Consider the following 17723-nt stretch of genomic DNA (forward strand, 5'->3'; position numbering starts at 1 on the left):
GGTCGAGGTGGACAGCGACGTCACCGAGCTGTTCGCCGAGCTCAGGCCCGTGGAGAGCGAGCTGATGCCTGTCGAGGTCGACGTGGAGAGCGAAGTGATCGAGCTGTTGGCCGACGAGATGCCGGTCGAAGCCGAAGTCGACAGTGAAGCAACGGAGCTGTTGGTCGAGCTGAGTCCGGTGGACAGCGAGCTGACCCCGCTCTGTGCCGTGCTGATGCCGGTCGACGCGGAAGTCGACAGAGAAGCGACCGAGCTGTTGGTCGAGTTCAGGCCCGTCGACAGCGAGCTGACGCCTGTCGAGAGCGAGGAAATGGCGGACGAGCTAGAGTTTAGGCCAGTCGACAACGAGCCAACGGCCGTCGAGGTCGACGTCGACAGCGTGTTGATCGCGGTGTTGGTCGCATAGAGCTGCGAGCCGTTGATTGCGTCGGTGCTGGATGCGGAGATCCGGCCTGCGGCGACGTTCGTGACCTGGCGCTCGGCGCCGGCTGCGCCGACGCTGACGACGCTGCTCGGGGGCGTACCGGCAAACGAGTAGCTGGTGCCGCCGATGGTAGCGCTCGCCGTCGGGTTGGCTGACGCGGTGACGGAGCCGTTGCCGAGCGCGACATCGCTGGCATTGTTCGCGATGGCGTTCGGGCCGATCGCGACCGAGTTGGCGCCGAGGGCCTTGCTGTCCGGCGCGGTCGAGTTCGCGTGGAAGTACTTGATGCCCTGGCCGTTGATGTTGTCGATCGCGGAGCCGACGTTGTTGGCGGTGGTCGTCGTACCGTTCGCGCTATACGTGGTGTACGACGGCGCGGAGACCGTGCCGGTCGCAGGGTTGTAGGTCGACCCGCCGCCGAGTGCTGCGGCAGTGCTGTTGCCGAGGGTGTTGGTCGTGGAGACGGCCGTGCTCAGACCAGTCGACAGCGAGTTGACGCCGCTTTGTGCGGTGCTGATGCCGGTCGACGCGGAGGTCGACAGCGAAGTAACCGTGCTGTTGGTTGCGCTCAGCCCCGTCGACAGCGAGTTGACGCCGCTCTGCGCGGTGCTGATACCTGTCGAAGCGGAGGTCGATAGCGACGTCACCGTGCTGTTTGTCGTGCTCAAGCCGGTGGAAAGCGAGGTGACACCGGTCGACGTCGACGTGGACAGCGACGCGATCGAGCTGTTAGCCGACGAAATACCGGTCGAAGCCGAAGTCGAGAGCGAAGTGACGGAGCTATTGGTCAAGCTGAGGCCGGTGGACAACGAGCTGATGCCTATCGAAGTCGAAGTCGACAGGGACGAGATCGAGCTGTTCGCGGACGACAGACCGGTCGCGGTCGAGGTCGACAGCGAGCTGATCGCGCTCGTCGTCACACTCATGCCGGTGCTGAGCTGGGACACGGTGACAGCGTCCTGCGGAGCCGAACCGTCGGCGACGTTCGTGATCCGGCGCAGGTTTGTCGACGACCCCACCGATACCTCGGACGATGGCGCTGCGCTACTCGTCAGATAACCAGTGCCGGTTGGCGCGGTGGTGGCCGTCACGCTGTTGGCCCCGATAGCGACGCTGTTCGCATACTGGGCCGACGCCTTATAGCCGAGGGCAGTTGCATCTGCGCCGATTGCGCTTGCCCCCGGCCCGATGGCGACGCCGTTGGCGCCGGTCGTCGTCGCCGCGAGACCCATCGCGATGCCGGCGGTGGCGGCCGACGTTACGTTCGATTGCCCACCGATCGCGATCGAATCCTGCGCCGCCGATTGCGCACCGGCAGTCCCGTTGCTGCCGATTGCCGTAGAACCTATACCCGACGCCTGGGTTTGTGTGGCGGTACCGGCGGCGCTCGTACCGCCGATCGCGGTCGCATAATTCGCGGTCGCTTTCGAGCCGCTGCCGACCGCGGTCGCATATTGTGCGCTTGCACTGGAGCCCTGACCGACTGCAGTCGCAGCAACGCCCGTCGCCTGCGAAGACGTACCGAACGCGGTCGCGTTGGTTGCGTTCGCGAGCGTGCCGCCGGAGGCGGCGTTCCCGCCAATCGCAATGGCACCCGTCGCGCTGGCCGTCGGGCTTTGGCCGGAGACAGGCGTCGACGAAGAACCGATGGCGATGGAGGCAACGCCCAACGTAACACCGCCGCCGGCACTATATTGGGCGTGGGCGACGTTCGCGGCTGCGCCCGCTACCAGCACTGCGGCCGCAACAGCCCTAGAAACGGCCGATTTGTTCGGTTTGCCTCGAGCAGACGAGATTTCCGATGCAGCGATCCAGGCACCGAGGGCTTCATTCCAAATAGCTTTGTAAGTTTTATTCATTGCTAAATTCGAGCGCCATTAAATCCGCGCAAGCCAGAAGGGGATTTCTAAAAATTAACTATTTGCGCGGCAGTGACCTGCTGAGGGATATTCAAGGTGTCATGCCGTGCGTCGAACTCTAATTGGATTGCGTGCGTTGAAATCTGGTGAATTCTCGGAAAACAGACGGGTGTGTTTTAATTTTTGTTAAATCAACGGGGTCGACTAATCGAATTGGTTAGACGATATGCTGGCTCGACAATGAGCCGACCGTCGGAACCTGGTCGCATATGCTGATCTGTCGAATTTCTGGTCGCACCAATCTCAACGGTTGGAGCGAGTGGATAAGACCGGTAGGGTGTATCCGCGACGTGCTCTCGCGTTTTTTTGCAGCAACCGAAACGCGGACCCAGAAGCTGATAAGCCGGCGATGGCTGGAGTTGCGCCCATATTTCTGGACACCCAGGCAAACACCTGGTTCAGATTCAGGCTATGGCACCCGGCAACATCCGAGGCCGATGCGCCAGGCTCGAACGTTTTCTGCACGATCACTACCTTCATCTTGCGGAGAGCGCCACCAGCTGCGCCCTGGCTTCATCCGAATCTCGACTGACCTTCCCAAGCTTTCCCGGACAGGTCCATTAGCCTCGCGCAAATCTCATACGAATCGGGTGGTCCGATGCGCCTTGAACTGGTCGGGGACGCTCTCGCGCTATTGCGACGACAGATGGCTGGAGATCGACAACTTGCTGATCTAGCTTGCGCTGCGCGAGGTGGGCGTCAGAAGGCGCAACTATCTGTTCGTGGGTGCAAACTCAGGTGGGGAACGCACTGCTGCAATTTACAACTTGTTCGGTACGGCCAAACTCAACCGCGTCGACGAACATATGCCGTGGATCGTTGCTGAGCAACTGGTTACGCCGGCATCGCGGCCTCCGACATAAAGGCGGCACTGCTGCACGCTTCCCAATGATTGAAAGAATTGGCTTTCAACGTGAAAGCAGACATAAGCGTAATTAATTTCAATTTCCAATATTTGAAATTAAAAATATTTGCGCTGTATGGCAACTGAAAATAACACGTCTGGCTGAAAAATATTATTGATGCCCTTGTTCGACATTCGGTGCCACCCTCACCTCAACTAGGTGAGGTGCGCTTGCCTAGACGGGGGGATGTTCAGATTGACACCGCCTTATAGGGAATCACACTTTTTAGTGTGTCTGTCCGCGGACGTAACGTGAGTGGATTCGCTTTCGCCATCCAGCTGGCGGAATGCCTTTGCAATTAATTCTTTAGTCTTGGTTTTTTAAAAAATAATTGCGAGTAAATTTCTTGTTTTTATCATGCGAATTCATTTGGTGTGTGAAGTACAGGGAGTGTCAAGATTTCCGGTGTGTGGTTGTTGTGCGTGGCGTCAAGTGATACATTCGCTTCGCCTTTGGCCAGAAGCAAGGTCCTCTGTTTGGATATATGCGCGACAATTTGGTCATCTGGTTTTGGGTTGTGATTGTGTCCGAATGGATATTCAAAAAAGGGAATTGAAATAATGCGTGAACTTACTCAACAAGAAATCCAAGCTGCATCGGGTGGTACGGGGCTCCTTTTGGGATTTCTGACGGATATCGCCTCGCTGCTCGGTATCAGTTCTTGTCAGCCCCCGAAGACGGTTTCGGCATCGTGCCTTACGACGACCGCCTCGGGCTGCTATACGACGCCCCCCTCGGGCAATACGACGCCTCCCTCGGGCAATACGACCGTATCGTGACCGCCAGTCGACAGCAGTCGGATTCATGAGGCCGGCACTTGTGGACCGATTGAGGGCCACAAGTGTCTTACGCCCTCTACGAGAGGGATGCAAAATGTCCTCAAGGGGTTGTTGGCATTTTCAGTGAGTCTCTAGTCTTGGGCATCGTATCGGTCAGGGCCGAGGAGATTGGTAAGCTGATCATCGATGATGAACTGTCGCTACTAATCGAACGGTTACTGCCGTCATCCATGCTGCGTCGTGAGAAGAACCCAACTGCTGCCTGTTTTGAATCGCGCCGCACTAACCGGCATCTTGTTCGTTCTCAAGACCGGCGTGCGCTGATGCGAACTTCCTCTCCACTTTCGACCTGAATCGACGAGCAGCGGCGGTACGATCCCAGCCTCCGCCAGCCGTCTATGGACACAGACGGCCGACATCGACTGCTTCGCCAGAATCCGAAGTTTTCCTACTACCGTGCCTCCCGACTCATCGCTCTTCCGTAGCGAAGCCCAAGAAGCGCAGACTTCCCGCAATCTCGGCGATATCGTGCTGATCCGGCCGCTGACGGCCACTGTGTTGACTTCGATTGCCGTCTGTGCGGCGATTGCCATCATCCTCCTGTTCGCGTTCGGCACCTATACACGGCGTACGACCGTCAGCGGTGTCGTCGTTCCCGACAGCGGCCTCGTCAAGATCTATGCGCCGCAGACCGGCGTCGTACTACACAAGAACGTCGACGAGGGGCAGCACGTCACGCGCGGCCAGACGCTGTATACGATTTCAACCGATATCCGAAGCGAAGGAGCGGGGCAGACGCAGGCGGCGCTGATGGCGCAAGCGCAGGAACGCAAGACATCGCTCCAGCAGGAGATGGCCAAGACACACGTGCTGCAGGGAAACGAACGCAGTACGCTGCAAGCGAAAGTTGGCGGCTTGCGTGCCGAACTCGACGGCATCGACGAGCAGATTGCGGCGCAAAGGACGCGCACGTCGCTGGCCAGCGACGCTGCATCACGTTACGCCGGTCTGCTGGACAAGGACTACATATCGAAGGATCAGGCGCAGCAGCGCCAAGCCGACCTGCTTGACCAGCAATCGAAGCTCCATAGCTTGCAGCGCGACCGCGCGAACACGAATCAGGAACTGCGAGCGGCCATGAATGATCTCGCGGGGCTATCGCTGAAGCAACAGAATCAACTGTCGCAAATCAACCGCGCCGTCATGGATGTCGACCGATCGCTGGTCGAAAGCGAGGCGCGAAGCAAGATTGTTGCAACGGCCCCAGAGACTGGTATTGCAACGGCCGTCATCGCGGAGCCGGGGCAAACCGTCGATTCGACACGCCCACTGGCAAGCATCGTACCCGCCGGCGCCCAATGGCAGGCCAACCTGTTCGTACCGAGCACGGGTGTCGGGTTCATCCGGCTGGGAGACCGCGTTCTAGTCCGGTATCAGGCGTACCCGTATCAGAAGTTCGGGCAGTACCGCGCGCGTGTCACGGCGATCGCGCGTACGGCGCTTTCGGCCGACGAATTGGCGACGAGCGGGATGCCTGCGGCATCGCTCGCGAAGACAGACGGCACGTTCTACCGTATCACGGTTGCGCTGCAGGACCAGAGCGTGACGGCCTACGGAAAGCCGCAGCCGCTACAGGCCGGCCTGACGCTGCAGGCGGACATCCTCCAGGATCGCCGCCGATTGTACGAATGGGTGCTGGAGCCGCTCTACACCCTTACCGGCAAACTTTGATGACCATGCAGTTCATGTCCACGCTCAACCCACTGTCATTCGGCTTTCGACGCAGGCTGCCGATCGTCTTGCAAACCGAGGCCGCGGAGTGCGGACTCGCATGTCTCACGATGATTTCAGGTCATCATGGCCACCATGTGGATCTGCCAACGATGCGCAGCCGCCACCAGGTATCGCTCAAGGGGATGGGGCTGCAGCGCGTGATCGATATTGCCGGGCAACTCAACCTCGGCGCCCGCGCGTTGACGCTGGATATCGACCATCTGAACCAGCTGCGGTTACCGTGCATCCTTCACTGGAACTTCAATCACTTCGTCGTGCTGCAAGCGGTCAGCGCGAACGAGGTGACCATTCACGATCCGGCCCACGGCATTCGAAAGCTGTCGCTCGACGCCGTGTCGCGCGCGTTCACCGGCGTGGCGCTCGAGCTGTGGCCGAATGCCGGCTTCACCGAACGCGGCGAGGCGCCTGCGGTCAAGATCCGTTCGCTGCTGGGTCGGGTCTCCGGTCTGTCCCGTTCGCTAATGCAGGTGTTCGCGCTTTCCGTTGCGATCGAGATCTTCACGCTGGTGTCGCCATTCTTCCTGCAATGGGTGATCGACGAAGTCATCGTCAGCGCGGATCGGGATCTCCTGTCTCTCCTCGCGATCGGCTTCGGACTGATGCTCGTGCTACGGCAGGCGGTGACGGCGCTTCGGTCATGGGCGATGATGTATCTCGGCACGACGCTCAATGTCCAGTGGCGCACCAACGTGCTGACTCACCTTCTGAATCTGCCGATGAGCTACTTCGAACGTCGGCACCTCGGTGACATCGTGTCCCGATTCGGCACGATCGACACGATCCAGCAAACGTTCACGACCTCGTTCATCAGCGCGATGATTGATGGCGTGATGACCATCGTAACGTTGACGATGATGGTCATCTACAGCCCGATGCTCGCAGGAATCGCGATGATCGCCATGGCCCTCTACGCGCTGCTTCGCTGGACGTGGTACCGCCCGCTCCGGCGCGCGACGGAAGATCAGATCGTGCACGGCGCAAAGCAGCAAACCCACTTGTTGGAGACGTTGCGCGGCATCAAGACCATCAAGCAGTTCAACCGGCAGAGCGAGCGTCGTTCGCACTGGCTGTCGCTGTTCATCGATCAGGTGAACGCCGGCCTGCACGTGCAGAAGCTGCAGATGCTCTTTCAGCAACTGAACGGGCTGCTGTTCGGCATCGAAGGTATTCTAATCATCTGGCTGGGTGCGCGGCTCGTCGTCGACGGTCAGTTTACCGTCGGCGTGCTGATTGCATTCAACTCGTACAAGGGGCAATTCGATAGCCGCATCGGCAGCCTGATCGACAAGTTCATCGAGGTCAAGATGCTGCAATTGCAAGGCGAGCGGCTGGCCGATATCGTGTTCGCGCAGCCAGAATCCGACATGAGGGAGCGGTACGTGCCGGGCGAAGCCGACGATCTCGAGCCGACGATCGAGACGTCGGAACTAAGCTTTTGCTACGCCGACGGCGAGCCGCTGGTGCTCGACGGCATCTCGTTACGTATCGGGGCAGGGGAGGCGGTCGCGCTAGCGGGGCCGTCCGGATGCGGCAAGACGACACTCGTCAATATCCTGCTCGGCGTGCTAGAGCCGACCGCTGGATCGGTGCTGATTGGTGGCGTCGACGCTGTGCGCATAGGACGCGAGCGATTGCGCGCGATGATTGGCACCGTGCTTCAGGACGACGTACTGTTCTCCGGATCGATTGCCGAGAACATCAGCTTCTTTGCGCCCGATGCCGATCCGCAATGGATAGCCGAATGTGCGCGCATCGCGGCAGTACACGACGACATCGTCGCGATGCCAATGGGCTACAACACGCTGATCGGCGACATGGGAACAGTCCTGTCGGGCGGGCAGAAGCAGCGAGTGCTGCTCGCGCGTGCGCTCTACAAGAAGCCGAAGATTCTCGTCCTCGACGAGGCGACCAGCAACCTCGACGTATTGCGCGAAAAGCAGGTGAACACGGCTGTCGGCGGGCTTCGCGTGACGCGCCTGATTGTCGCACACCGGCCGGAGACGATCGCGTCCGCGTCGCGCGTGATCGTCCTGGACCGAGGCAAGGTCGCGCTCGACCAGGTGACCGTCGCTCCCGATCTCGTGGCGTCCGCAGGATAGAGATGATGTTTCGACACATCCTGACAGGTCTTGGTCTCACGCTGCTTGCCGCCGCATCGGCTCGCGCCGAATCGATCGACGGACCCCTGATCGATCTCTACGTGACACGCTCCATGACGGCCGCCGCGCCGGCCGCGCCGATATTGAACGGCGCCACCTGCCAGCCGGACGGCGCGGCGCGGCCGCTCGAACTGGAAGACGTGATGCTGCGGGCGGTCTGCGCCAATCCGCAGGTGCGCCAGGTGTGGGCGGATGCGCGCGCGCAAGCCGCGCAGGTCGGCGTCGAGGAAGCTGCCTACCTGCCGACTTTTAATGGATCGGTCGGCATCCAGCGCGACAACCTCGCGACGACCTATGCGGTGCCGGGCTACGGCCCCTATACGCAGACGCAGCGCTCGACCAGTCGGTATGGATCGCTCGACCTGAGTTGGGTGCTGTTCGATTTCGGCCGCCGCGAGTTCAGCGTGCGCCGCGCTCGTGCACTGGTCGCCGCCGCGAACGCGACGCACGACGACATGCTGCAAACCGTTCTGCTCAATGCCGCGCAGGCCTACTACGACCTGCGTGCCGCGGAAGGATCGAAGATCGCCGCGCGTGCCGCCGAAGACGCCGCGCGAGAAAGCCTCGAGGTGGCGAAGGCGAGGCACGACGCTGGAGCCGGCGAACTGGGTGATGAACTGCAGGCACAGACGATGTATCGGCGGGCGATTGTCGACCGTGTCACCGCCGAAGGGACCGTCGAGACTGCCCGCGGCACGCTGGCGGTGGCGATGGGGCTGCCGGCGGACCGTCCGATCCAGCTTGCGCCAGATCAACCGCTGATCGACCGACACGTGTTCGACGACGGCGTGTCGCAACTCATCGAGCAGGCGAAGGTTCGCCATCCGAAGCTCGTCGCTGCCCGCGCCAAGCTCGACGCCGCGCGGGCGAACGTTGATGCGGTCCGAGCCCAGGGGCTGCCAAGCATCGCGTTGACCGGCAGCCTGAGCCGCAACAATCCGGCCTACCAGCAACAACCGGAGCAGGCACGGGTCACGAGCAGTCGCGGCAGTTCCATCGGCATTCGGATTACGATCCCGCTGTTCGACGGCTTCGCTTCCAGTTATCACGTCGCGGCCGCCAGCGCACAGGTGGCCTCGTCCGAGGCGGCGTTGCAGGCGGACGAACTGCAGGTGTCGCTCGATGTCTGGAGGAGCTATCAGAGCTTGCGTGTCGACACAGACAATCTCGACAACACGGAGGCGCTGATTGTTTATGCGCGCCGGTCGATCGAGGTCGCGCGCGGCCGCTTCAAGGTGGGCATCGGCACGTTTACTGAGTTGATGACTGCTCAGTCCGCCTTGTCAGATGCAGAAAAGCAGCGTGTGCGGGCGGTATCCGAATGGCGGACCGCGCGGCTCAAGCTGGCTGAAAGCCTCGGTAATATTCGACTGGAATCCGATCGGTAGATAGTACGACGCGACTGCCATCGGGACGACAAAAAACCTGATTGCGCGTTCGCCCTTGTTGCCGCAGAACGATCGATGAAGACAGTCAGCGATACTCTTGGCGTAGCGTGCTCCGCGTTGGCCGTGCGGCGTATTCGGTCGCACGATTGGCACGATGGCCGCCGCGTCTGCCATCAACGAATAGCGCGAGATTAGACCTCGACGTGTTCGTGTTGCCGCCTAGTGCCAAATGGGTCAACTATCCTTTTCCGATGTCCTCCATACCGGCCAAGACAATGGTTCGTCGCGTTGCGAGGATATCGTCGACGGGACACGTGTGGTTCGTCCGCAATGGTTAGCTCTTCGCAGGCGAGGTGGATTCCCTTGCCTGACGGCGAATTCGGCGGGCGTCATCCACTGAAATGCGGAGTGGGGACGAACCTCGTTATAGTACGTGCGCCAGTCATTGATTTTGCTCTGCGCGTCAACCAATAACAAGAACCAATGCGCGTTCAGGCATTCTTGCCGGAAGTGCCTTCGACCTGGGCATTGTCAGGGGGGCGTGCCTGGTCGGCTGAAATCGGGTTCAACGCCATGTTCATACGCCCAGCGATCCATGGCCTTCGAGATGAACTTGCTGCCATAGTCAACCTTGATCGTGGCAGGGCGCCCGCGCATGGCGGTGATACGCATCAGCGCTTCGACCACGTGCCCCCTTCAGGCTTCGTCCGACCTCCATGGCCGGGCATTCCCGTGTGTAGTTGTCGACGACGGTCAGTGTCCGAAGACGTCGCCCAACCGCATCGCCGAACTGCTACCATGAAACGTGGCCTCGTCGCTGCAACTCTCCGCTCGCGTCGAGCCCCTCCGAAAGCATTAAACTGCGGTACGGGACGCGCGCTTACGGTCATTGCAGCGAATGCCAACTACGAGCTGTCGTGGTTCAACATGGGCGGTGTGCATCGGGACGCCGGGGGAACTGGAGGAAGTGAGTCGAGTGTGGAAGGCGGCTGTGGACAGGTTTCCAGATCACGAGCTGGCGGCTCTGTTTTGGCACGATCTCCCCCATGTCCTTCGCTAGGAGCGATATGCCTTATTGGACCAAGCACTTATATGAGATTGCTCCCGGCTTGCTTTCAGAACTGAGTATTCAAAATCGCCAGCCAACTCTCAAGAGGGCCTCAAACGTCCGCTCCGGGTCGGCTACGGGCGACCGCATCGGGTGCTAACGTGCCACAAATGACCATTTGGGACGAATTCTTGAATGGCTGTTTCCGACTCGCCAAGGGACGGGTACCAAAGCACTAGAACGCATCGGCGCATTGCATTACGTAGAGAAACTGTTAGGCGTGCGGGATGGTGCCGCTAGCTGTTCCGTCTGTCGGACAACGCCCGGGCGACCCGCGAAACGACGCTCGACCAATCCAATTCGTCGACTTCCTGCCGAAACAGCGTCACGACGCCCGGATACCAGATCGATGTCGATCCCCGTGCAGCCCACCGCCAGTCGGTAGCGATATTTGAAAGCAATATCCACGTAGGTTTGCCAAGCGCTGCGGCAAGATGTACGACGGCGGTATCGACGCCGATCACGAGGTCGAGCCGTGAAATGATCGCCGCGACATCGGCGAAATCGCCGGCCCTGCTGCCCAGATTGACAATGAAGCCGTGGGCGCTTTCTGATTGCATCTCGGTTACGGCGGCATCCTTTTGGAGACTGACGAACGTGACGCCTTCGATCTTCCACAGCGGCCTTAGGATCTTCAGCGCCGGCAGCGATCTGACTTGGTCGTTCGCGTTGAGCGGGTTCCCCCTCCATACCAAACCAACGCGCAGACGTCCCTTGGGAATGAAGCGCTCCCATCTCGACGCTGCGTTCGCCGGGGCACGCAGATATGGCAGCTCGGCCGGGATGGTGGAAGGCTGTTCCTTCAGATGGTGGGGAATGCTCCAGACGTAGGTCCAGAAATCATGGATCGGACATGCCGACGCACGAAAGTTTTCGCGCGGAACAACAGCATCTGCGTCAGGTAGCGCTGCAAACAGCGACAGGGTGGCAGCGCTGCAAACAAGCGTGATCCGCGCGGCGCCGAGCGACTTGAGTTTTCGAATGTAACGTGCGAGTTGGATCAAGTCACCGTGTCCTTGCTCGGGCCAGATTAGCAACGTCGCGCCTACAATGGTCTCCCCCCGCCATTGAGGAAAGGGCACGGGCGGAGGGCTGGAAAAGGCACCCTGGAAAAGTGGGGCGTGGCGTGCTTCGAACAACGGGAGTCCCTCAATCCAGTTTCCGTCGTACAGCAACGCGTTGGCCAGATCAAGCATGTAAAGTGCGTGGTCCGGCTGAAGCTCCACCGCTCGCCGATAAGCGGCCTTGGCGAGGTTGAGGCGACCTTGGTCCTTCAAGATAAGGCCGAGCACGTTCATCGCTTCATGGTTATCGGGTGTCAGCTCGATCAATTGCGCAATCACGGACTCCGCTTCTCTCAGGCGTCGTGTCGATCGAAGCAGCCTGCCCAGATTCAACAAGGCGCCTGGATGAACCGGCTGCGCAGCAAGCGCGTGCCGAAATGCCGACTCGGATGCTTCGTGCCGAGCCTGAGCTTGATAGAGAACGCCGAGGTTGTTATGAGCGTCCGCGAACCACGGCCTGCCGCGAGCCGCCCGCGTCAGACAAGTCTCGGCGTCGGCATGGTTGCCCAACGCAAGATGGCATGCACCCGCGAGGTTGAGCAATTCCGCATCGTCGGGGCACGCGTCAAGAAGTGCTTGCGCTGCTCGCACGGCTTCCAGGAATTGCCCCCTGAAATAGTGCTCTCTTATGAAGGCAGTATCCCGAAATTGATAGCTGTTCATCACGTGTCCATCTCAATTCGATCCGGGCTGGCGGCTTTTAGGCTTTGTCACGTTCGATGGTGCAGTGACTCGGTTTTTTGGTCGGGGAAACGGCTACTGATAGGGGCATGCGATGCACCGCACTTTCGCGACTCAGATTCACGGGAGGCTGCAAAAGGGGCGGGTGCCTGAACGAACGCATTCGGGCATCTCCACGGTGCCGGCGGTGTTCGGATGCAAGGCACTCTGCAATGTAGGAATCTGATGCCGCGTGAGTTTTCTTCACAGAGCTTGCGACCACGATCAATTGCTTTGTGTCCATCTCGGAACATAGCCGGTCAGGTGCCAGCTGTCGTTTTCGAGACGAAAACTAAGCCTTTCGTAGAGCGTAGTACCCGTCTCCAATGTCGTCGTGTAGTCGACATTCGCGTACAAGCCATCCGGCACCTCCGGTACGCTTTTGTAAACAACACGCGTCATTTGCGCCCAGCCGCGATGGCCAACCGTGCTGACCGACTGGCGCGCATGCTGCATCTCGGCCACGAACTGATCCTGCTTGATGCGCGCCTTCACGAACCCGGCGGCGTTGGTCCACACCACGCCGTACTGGCCGGCGTCGAGCTGCTTGAACACCGCGTCCGAGTCGCGGAGCAGTGTGTCGGCCGATTCGGCAGCGGATTGCGCGTGTGCACCGATTGCGATCGACGCGACGGCGCAGCCGATAAGCCATTTTGCGCTGGTAAGGGCCGGGAGAGCGTTCATCATGGGATCCAGAAAAATGCGCGACTTCACGCGTCGCGATAGAGGGTGGCAATCGCGTCGGTATATGCCGCGATGTTTTGGGGGTTGTAAATGCTGACCGAGTCGAGCACGTGCTTCGACTGCTCGCGGTACGCGTCGAGATTCGCGTCGTGCTCGGCGAATGCCTGCAGCAGCGCGCGGCCGCCGGCCTGGCAGTCGAAGTCCGGATAGAAATACCCGGCATCACCGAGGAACGGCGAGTTGTGGATCAGCGGATAGTCGCCGTACAGCAGTTCGTAATACAGATAGTTCTGCGCGTTCTCCCACGTATGCGATACCACCGCGTCGCCGTAGGCCGCCATGAACTCGTACACCGCGTAGCGGCTTTCGAACGTCGTGATCCCGTGGTTCACGATTTCGAGGCTTTTCGCGAAGTGGACGAATGTCGTGTGCTCCTTCAGGTGTACCGTGTTGCACACGCGCACAATATCGAGGAAATCGGGTTGCGCGCGATACGCTTCTTCCGTGACGAGCATCGGGATGATGCTCGTCTTCACCATGCAGATGTTCGGCTCGAACATCGTCACGCGCCAGCGCGACTTGCCAGGCTGATAGCCGAACGACAACCCGGCGCCGAGCGTCGCGCGCGCCTTGTCGAATAGCATCGGATGCCAGATGTGTGGCAGGACGGTGACGGGCGCGCGCAGGCCGGTCTGGTAATAGTGCAGGCACGAGCGCTCGAATTCGGGAATCGTCCACACGGCATCGTACGGCGCACCGGAGAACAGGAAACCCGACGGCTTGTTGAACATCGCGCGCTCGATGTCGATCACGTAGTCGTTGCCGACCCGCATCGTGACGACCTTGCCGCCGCGCTCGCGGAACGCGCGCAGATAATCCGCGCCGAACTGCGCGCTCATTTCGATCAGCACGTCGCAGCGCTGCAGTGCTTCGTCCATCGACAGGAGCGGCACGTCCCATTCGCCGAGCATCATCTGCGGATCGGCGACCTGTTCGCCGCCGTTCACCATCACGGCTTGAGCGACGAGCGGCGACTGGCGCAGCAGCAGGATCAGCAGCAGGCAGTTCTGGAAGATGCCGTTTTCCCACAGCGACTGGCCGGCGCCGCGCACGAACAACGACACGCCGACGACGAGGCACTTGCCTGCACGAGGTACCGGGCGGGTGTTCGACCTTGCCATGTATTCCTCCAAGTTGAGCAGCTTGGCGTGATTGGACATCGGGTATGTCGCACGCGGTGTCACGAGTAGGCTCCCGATCCGAGCGAACGCGCCAATGTCTGGCCATTGAGTTGGCCAAGCGCGACAAAACACAGAAGCCATTGCACCGACATATTCGATGGGCCCGACTTTGTTCGTATCACGTCAATCAGGCCGCTGTATAGACTCGTGGCGATGGCGGAACGCCTGCCGTACAACGCGCTTGAAAGTCCAACCGCATAGGCACGCTTCGCATCGTCGCGGGTCTTTTCGTCGACCTGGCGGTCTATCAGTGCATCCACGACGCGCTCGAATTGCTGCATCGATCGCTCTACCGATCCAACGGTCGAGCGCTCTTCTTTTTCCAATCGGCCTGGCTTGCCGGTATGGTAGCCCTGCACCCATTGCGCCCCCGCCAACGACGCCGTGAGCAGCGTGTCCGCGTTTTCTATGCCCTCCACCACCACCTGCGGGGCATGGTCCCGGGCCCGGGCCACCCATTGTTCAAATCGGTCGAACTGCACCCCGTCGCGCCCGTCCGTCGGCAACATCCGACCGGAAATCTTGACGATGTCGGGCGAAGTGATCCGAGCGCCATTCTCGACGCTGAATCCGTCGCCAAAATCGTCCACGGCGATACTGCAGCCCATGCGCTGCAGGCGCTCGACGAATGCCCGACCCGACACGGGCGACAGTTGCACGGTCTCGGTAATCTCCACGACGAGGCGACACGCAATGTCGGGCCTGCCCTCGAGCAACAGCAGAATCGATTCCCACCATTGGATCTCACTCGCGCTTTGTGCGGAAATATTGACGCCCAGGCGCAGGTCAACATTCGACTCCATGAACTCGATGGCCATGCCGACGACATAGCGGTCCAGGAAGCGCATGAGTTCAAGTCGTTCCAGACTGGGAATGAACGCTGATGGATACACGATCGTACGATCGTCTACGCCGAGAATTCTCACCAGGCACTCGTGATACAGCACCTGTTCACCGTCACCCACGCTCAAAATCGGCTGGGCATACAGCATCACCCGGTCTCGAGCAATCGCCGCCAGCACCATGCCGGCGGCCTTCATGTCCGAATCCGCGTGAAGCCCCGTATCGTGTGCGAGAGCATGCTGCATCAGCACTTTTACGCGGCGACTCATGCCATCTCCATACACGCAAAGGATGACGATTTGCCTGCCTCGCCGGGCGCTTGACGGGCATTGGAGTCCGACATGCGTATGCTCCGGTTCAGGCGACCAGGCGCGCGACGAACGCGTCCAGGTTCGCGGGGTTGTCGATCGAGACCGATTGCAGCACCCGGTCGGCTTTCGCACGATAGTCGTCGAGCCGCTCGTCGTGATGCAGCCACGCATCGCGCAGCGCCTGGCCGCCCGCGGCGGAATCGAAGTCCGGGTAGTAGTAGCCGGCGTCGCCGAGCAGCGTCGAGTTGTGGATCAGCGGATAGCCGCCGTACAGCACGTCGTAGTACAGATAGTTCTGCGCGTTTTCCCAGTGGTGGGACACGACGGCGTCCGCGTGGCGCGCCATGAAGCCCGGCAGGTCGATGCGCGGCTCGAACGTCGCCTTGTGCTCGCGGACGAGGTCGAGGCTGTTCGCGAAGTGCAGGAAGGTCAGATGCGCCTTCATCTGCATCGAGTTGACGACGAACAGATGCTGCACCGCGTCCGGCTGTGCGCGGTAGAACGCGTCGCACGCGAGCATCGGGTAATGGCAGGACTTCACGACCGAGATGTTCGGCTCGAGCGTGGCGAGATTCCAGGGGCGGCGGCCGGGCCGATAGCCGAACGCCTGGTCTTCGCTTGCCAGCGCGGCGATGCGGCGATCGAGGAAGTACGGCGACCAGATGTGCGGCATCAGGTGCACCGGCGCGCGCAGCAGGGTTTGCAGCATCGGCGCGCCGGTCTTCTCGTACTGCGGCAGCAGCCACACCTCATCGAACGGCGCACCGTTGAAGATGTGCCCCGACGGTTTGCCGAAGATCGGGGTTTCGCACAGGCCGGCGTATACGTGTCCGCAGAAGAACGCGGCAATTTTCTTGCCGAGCGCCTTCATGTGCCTGAGCCATTCGACCGGCAGTTGCGCGCCCATTTCGATCACGACGTCGAGTTCGTGCGTGACGTCGTTCGGCTGGACGAGCGGCACGTCGAGGCCATCGAGGTCGAGCCCGACCGGCAATGCCTTGGCGTCGCCGCCGTTCAGGAAATAGACCGGGCCGACGCGATCGGAGCGCTTGAGCATCATCGCGAGGAACGCGATGTTCTGGTGAATGCCGTTTTCCCAGATCGCCTGGTCGTTTCGCGCGAACAGCGAAATGCCGACGGACGGACGCATGTCGAGGCGACTCCGGCGGGCATCGTGACTATATGTCGTCTGCATTAAATTCTCGTACGTCATTCAATACGATCGTCGATACAGGATTCCCCGGGCGGCGGTTGCCACGCCGCACCCGGGGAACAAGTCAACGACTTACCACTGGTACGAGACCCCGGCTCCGTAGGTGCTACCGTTGCCGCTGATCCCGACACCGAGCTTGGCCTTCACGTTGTCGCTGAATCGCACCGACACCCCGATGGCGGATGCTGCATACCCTTGGTAGCTGCCGCCCCCAATCCCGACTGCGATCGTCTTCCCGGGGTCGACCTCCGGAATCATGGTCAAGGCGGTTGCCGCGGCAATGCCCGAGTACGCACGACGCGCCACTTCATTAACGGACGACTGAACGCGCCAAAGCTGATTCATATTGGCGGCATCGGTGCCGCTGATCCCGGGGGCCACGTTCGTCAATCGACGCTCATTGCCAGGCGTCCCGAACGAAACGGCATTCGGCTCCGAGGCCACCGAACCAGCGCCGATCGCGACGGAATTCGGTGCTGTTGCCATGCTGCCTTGACCCACCGCGGTCGTATTGGCTCCGGACGCCGTCGATCGTTGGCCCAACGCCGTCGAATTTTCGCCGGTCGCAGCCGCCGCCTGACCGTCAGCCTTGGAGTTGTTGCCCGACGCGATCGCGCCTTGGCCTTCCGCTGTGGAGTTTTGCCCCGAGGCAGTCGCGCCTTGACCAACCGCAGTCGAATTAGCGCCCGACGCACTCGCCCCTTGGCCAATAGCTGTTGAGCTTGCAGCTGCCGATGCTCCCGAACCGATAGCCGTACTACCATCCCTCGTCTGGGTCTTGATCGACGTCAGCGGCGCGACTGCGGTCGACAGGGACGACAGACTGGCGTCGGTCGTGGAAAGCCCGGTCGAAAGGGACGCGACATTGCTGTTGGTCGTGCTCAACCCAGTCGACAACGACGTGACGTTGCTGTTCGTCGAGCTGAGGCCTGTCGACGTCGACGTCGACAGCGACGTCATCGCGCTGTTGGTCGAGCTAAGGCCAGTGGACAGCGAACCGACGCTGGACGACGTCGAGGTGGACAGCGACGTGATCGAGCTGTTGGCCGTCGACAGCCCTGACGACGTGGACGTCGACAGCGAGTCGAGGTTGCTGTTGGTCGAGCTGAGGCCGGTGGACAGCGAGCCGACGCTGGACGCCGTCGAAGTCGACAGCGAAGTGACACCGCTT

The 17723-nt window shown here is 60.7% G+C and carries 11 protein-coding genes and 3 pseudogenes; 5 read left to right on the forward strand and 9 right to left on the reverse strand.

The genetic code is table 11. The features are described 5' to 3' along the window. Together VK92_RS42045 and VK92_RS43560 are read right to left on the reverse strand one after the other, a co-directional pair. On the reverse strand, positions 1-2283 hold a 2283-nt coding region (locus tag VK92_RS42045), incomplete at its 3' end, for an ESPR-type extended signal peptide-containing protein (protein WP_269434867.1). 303 nt (positions 2284-2586) lie between these two features. Next, on the reverse strand, positions 2587-2823 hold the full coding sequence (locus VK92_RS43560) for a transposase (RefSeq protein ID WP_082163799.1): 237 nt from the start codon (positions 2821-2823) through the stop codon (positions 2587-2589). An 86-nt stretch (positions 2824-2909) separates the two neighbouring features. Here VK92_RS43560 and VK92_RS43150 point away from each other — a divergent pair. The 5 genes and pseudogenes from VK92_RS43150 to VK92_RS26495 all read left to right on the forward strand — a co-directional run. Next, positions 2910-3206: pseudogene (locus tag VK92_RS43150) on the forward strand (IS66 family transposase); the annotation flags it as partial. 988 nt (positions 3207-4194) lie between these two features. Then, positions 4195-4348 (forward strand): annotated as a pseudogene (locus VK92_RS42050) (IS5/IS1182 family transposase); the annotation flags it as partial. A gap of 135 nt (positions 4349-4483) precedes the next feature. Continuing rightward, entirely contained in the window at positions 4484-5758 is a 1275-nt protein-coding gene (locus tag VK92_RS26485; protein WP_048028267.1) for an HlyD family secretion protein, read from the forward strand. Between the two features lie 14 nt (positions 5759-5772). Beyond that, complete coding sequence (locus VK92_RS26490) at positions 5773-7920, forward strand: peptidase domain-containing ABC transporter (protein ID WP_063778367.1); 2148 nt, start codon at positions 5773-5775, stop codon at positions 7918-7920. Between the two features lie 5 nt (positions 7921-7925). Beyond that, positions 7926-9368, forward strand: coding sequence for a TolC family protein (locus VK92_RS26495; protein WP_122982909.1), 1443 nt, complete (start codon positions 7926-7928; stop codon positions 9366-9368). A 372-nt stretch (positions 9369-9740) separates the two neighbouring features. Here VK92_RS26495 and VK92_RS43160 read toward each other — a convergent pair. The 7 genes and pseudogenes from VK92_RS43160 to VK92_RS40670 all read right to left on the reverse strand — a co-directional run. After that, a pseudogene (locus VK92_RS43160) lies at positions 9741-10143 on the reverse strand (integrase core domain-containing protein); the annotation flags it as partial. A gap of 569 nt (positions 10144-10712) precedes the next feature. Further along, positions 10713-12203 carry a tetratricopeptide repeat protein gene (locus tag VK92_RS26500; RefSeq protein ID WP_048028270.1) on the reverse strand — a complete coding sequence of 497 codons (1491 nt, stop codon included), beginning with the start codon at positions 12201-12203 and terminating at the stop codon, positions 10713-10715. A 282-nt stretch (positions 12204-12485) separates the two neighbouring features. Then, positions 12486-12944 (reverse strand): DUF4019 domain-containing protein, encoded by a 459-nt coding sequence (locus VK92_RS26505; RefSeq protein ID WP_048028280.1) that lies wholly within the window; start codon positions 12942-12944, stop codon positions 12486-12488. Positions 12945-12970: 26 nt separating this feature from the next. Beyond that, a complete protein-coding gene (locus tag VK92_RS26510) occupies positions 12971-14125 on the reverse strand; it encodes a DUF2827 domain-containing protein (RefSeq protein ID WP_048028282.1) in 1155 nt (384 codons plus the stop codon). A gap of 59 nt (positions 14126-14184) precedes the next feature. Beyond that, positions 14185-15297 carry an EAL domain-containing protein gene (locus VK92_RS26515; protein ID WP_053077881.1) on the reverse strand — a complete coding sequence of 371 codons (1113 nt, stop codon included), beginning with the start codon at positions 15295-15297 and terminating at the stop codon, positions 14185-14187. Positions 15298-15385: 88 nt separating this feature from the next. Further along, positions 15386-16489: a DUF2827 domain-containing protein gene (locus VK92_RS26520; protein ID WP_082163801.1), complete on the reverse strand. Its 1104-nt coding sequence runs from the start codon at positions 16487-16489 to the stop codon at positions 15386-15388. A 135-nt stretch (positions 16490-16624) separates the two neighbouring features. Further along, positions 16625-17723 (reverse strand): YadA family autotransporter adhesin (locus VK92_RS40670; RefSeq protein ID WP_048468207.1); only part of this gene is annotated, 1099 nt, incomplete at its 5' end.

It is taken from the genome of Burkholderia sp. LK4, from assembly GCF_001043615.1.
In the GTDB taxonomy this organism is placed as follows: Bacteria; Pseudomonadota; Gammaproteobacteria; order Burkholderiales; family Burkholderiaceae; genus Burkholderia; species Burkholderia cepacia.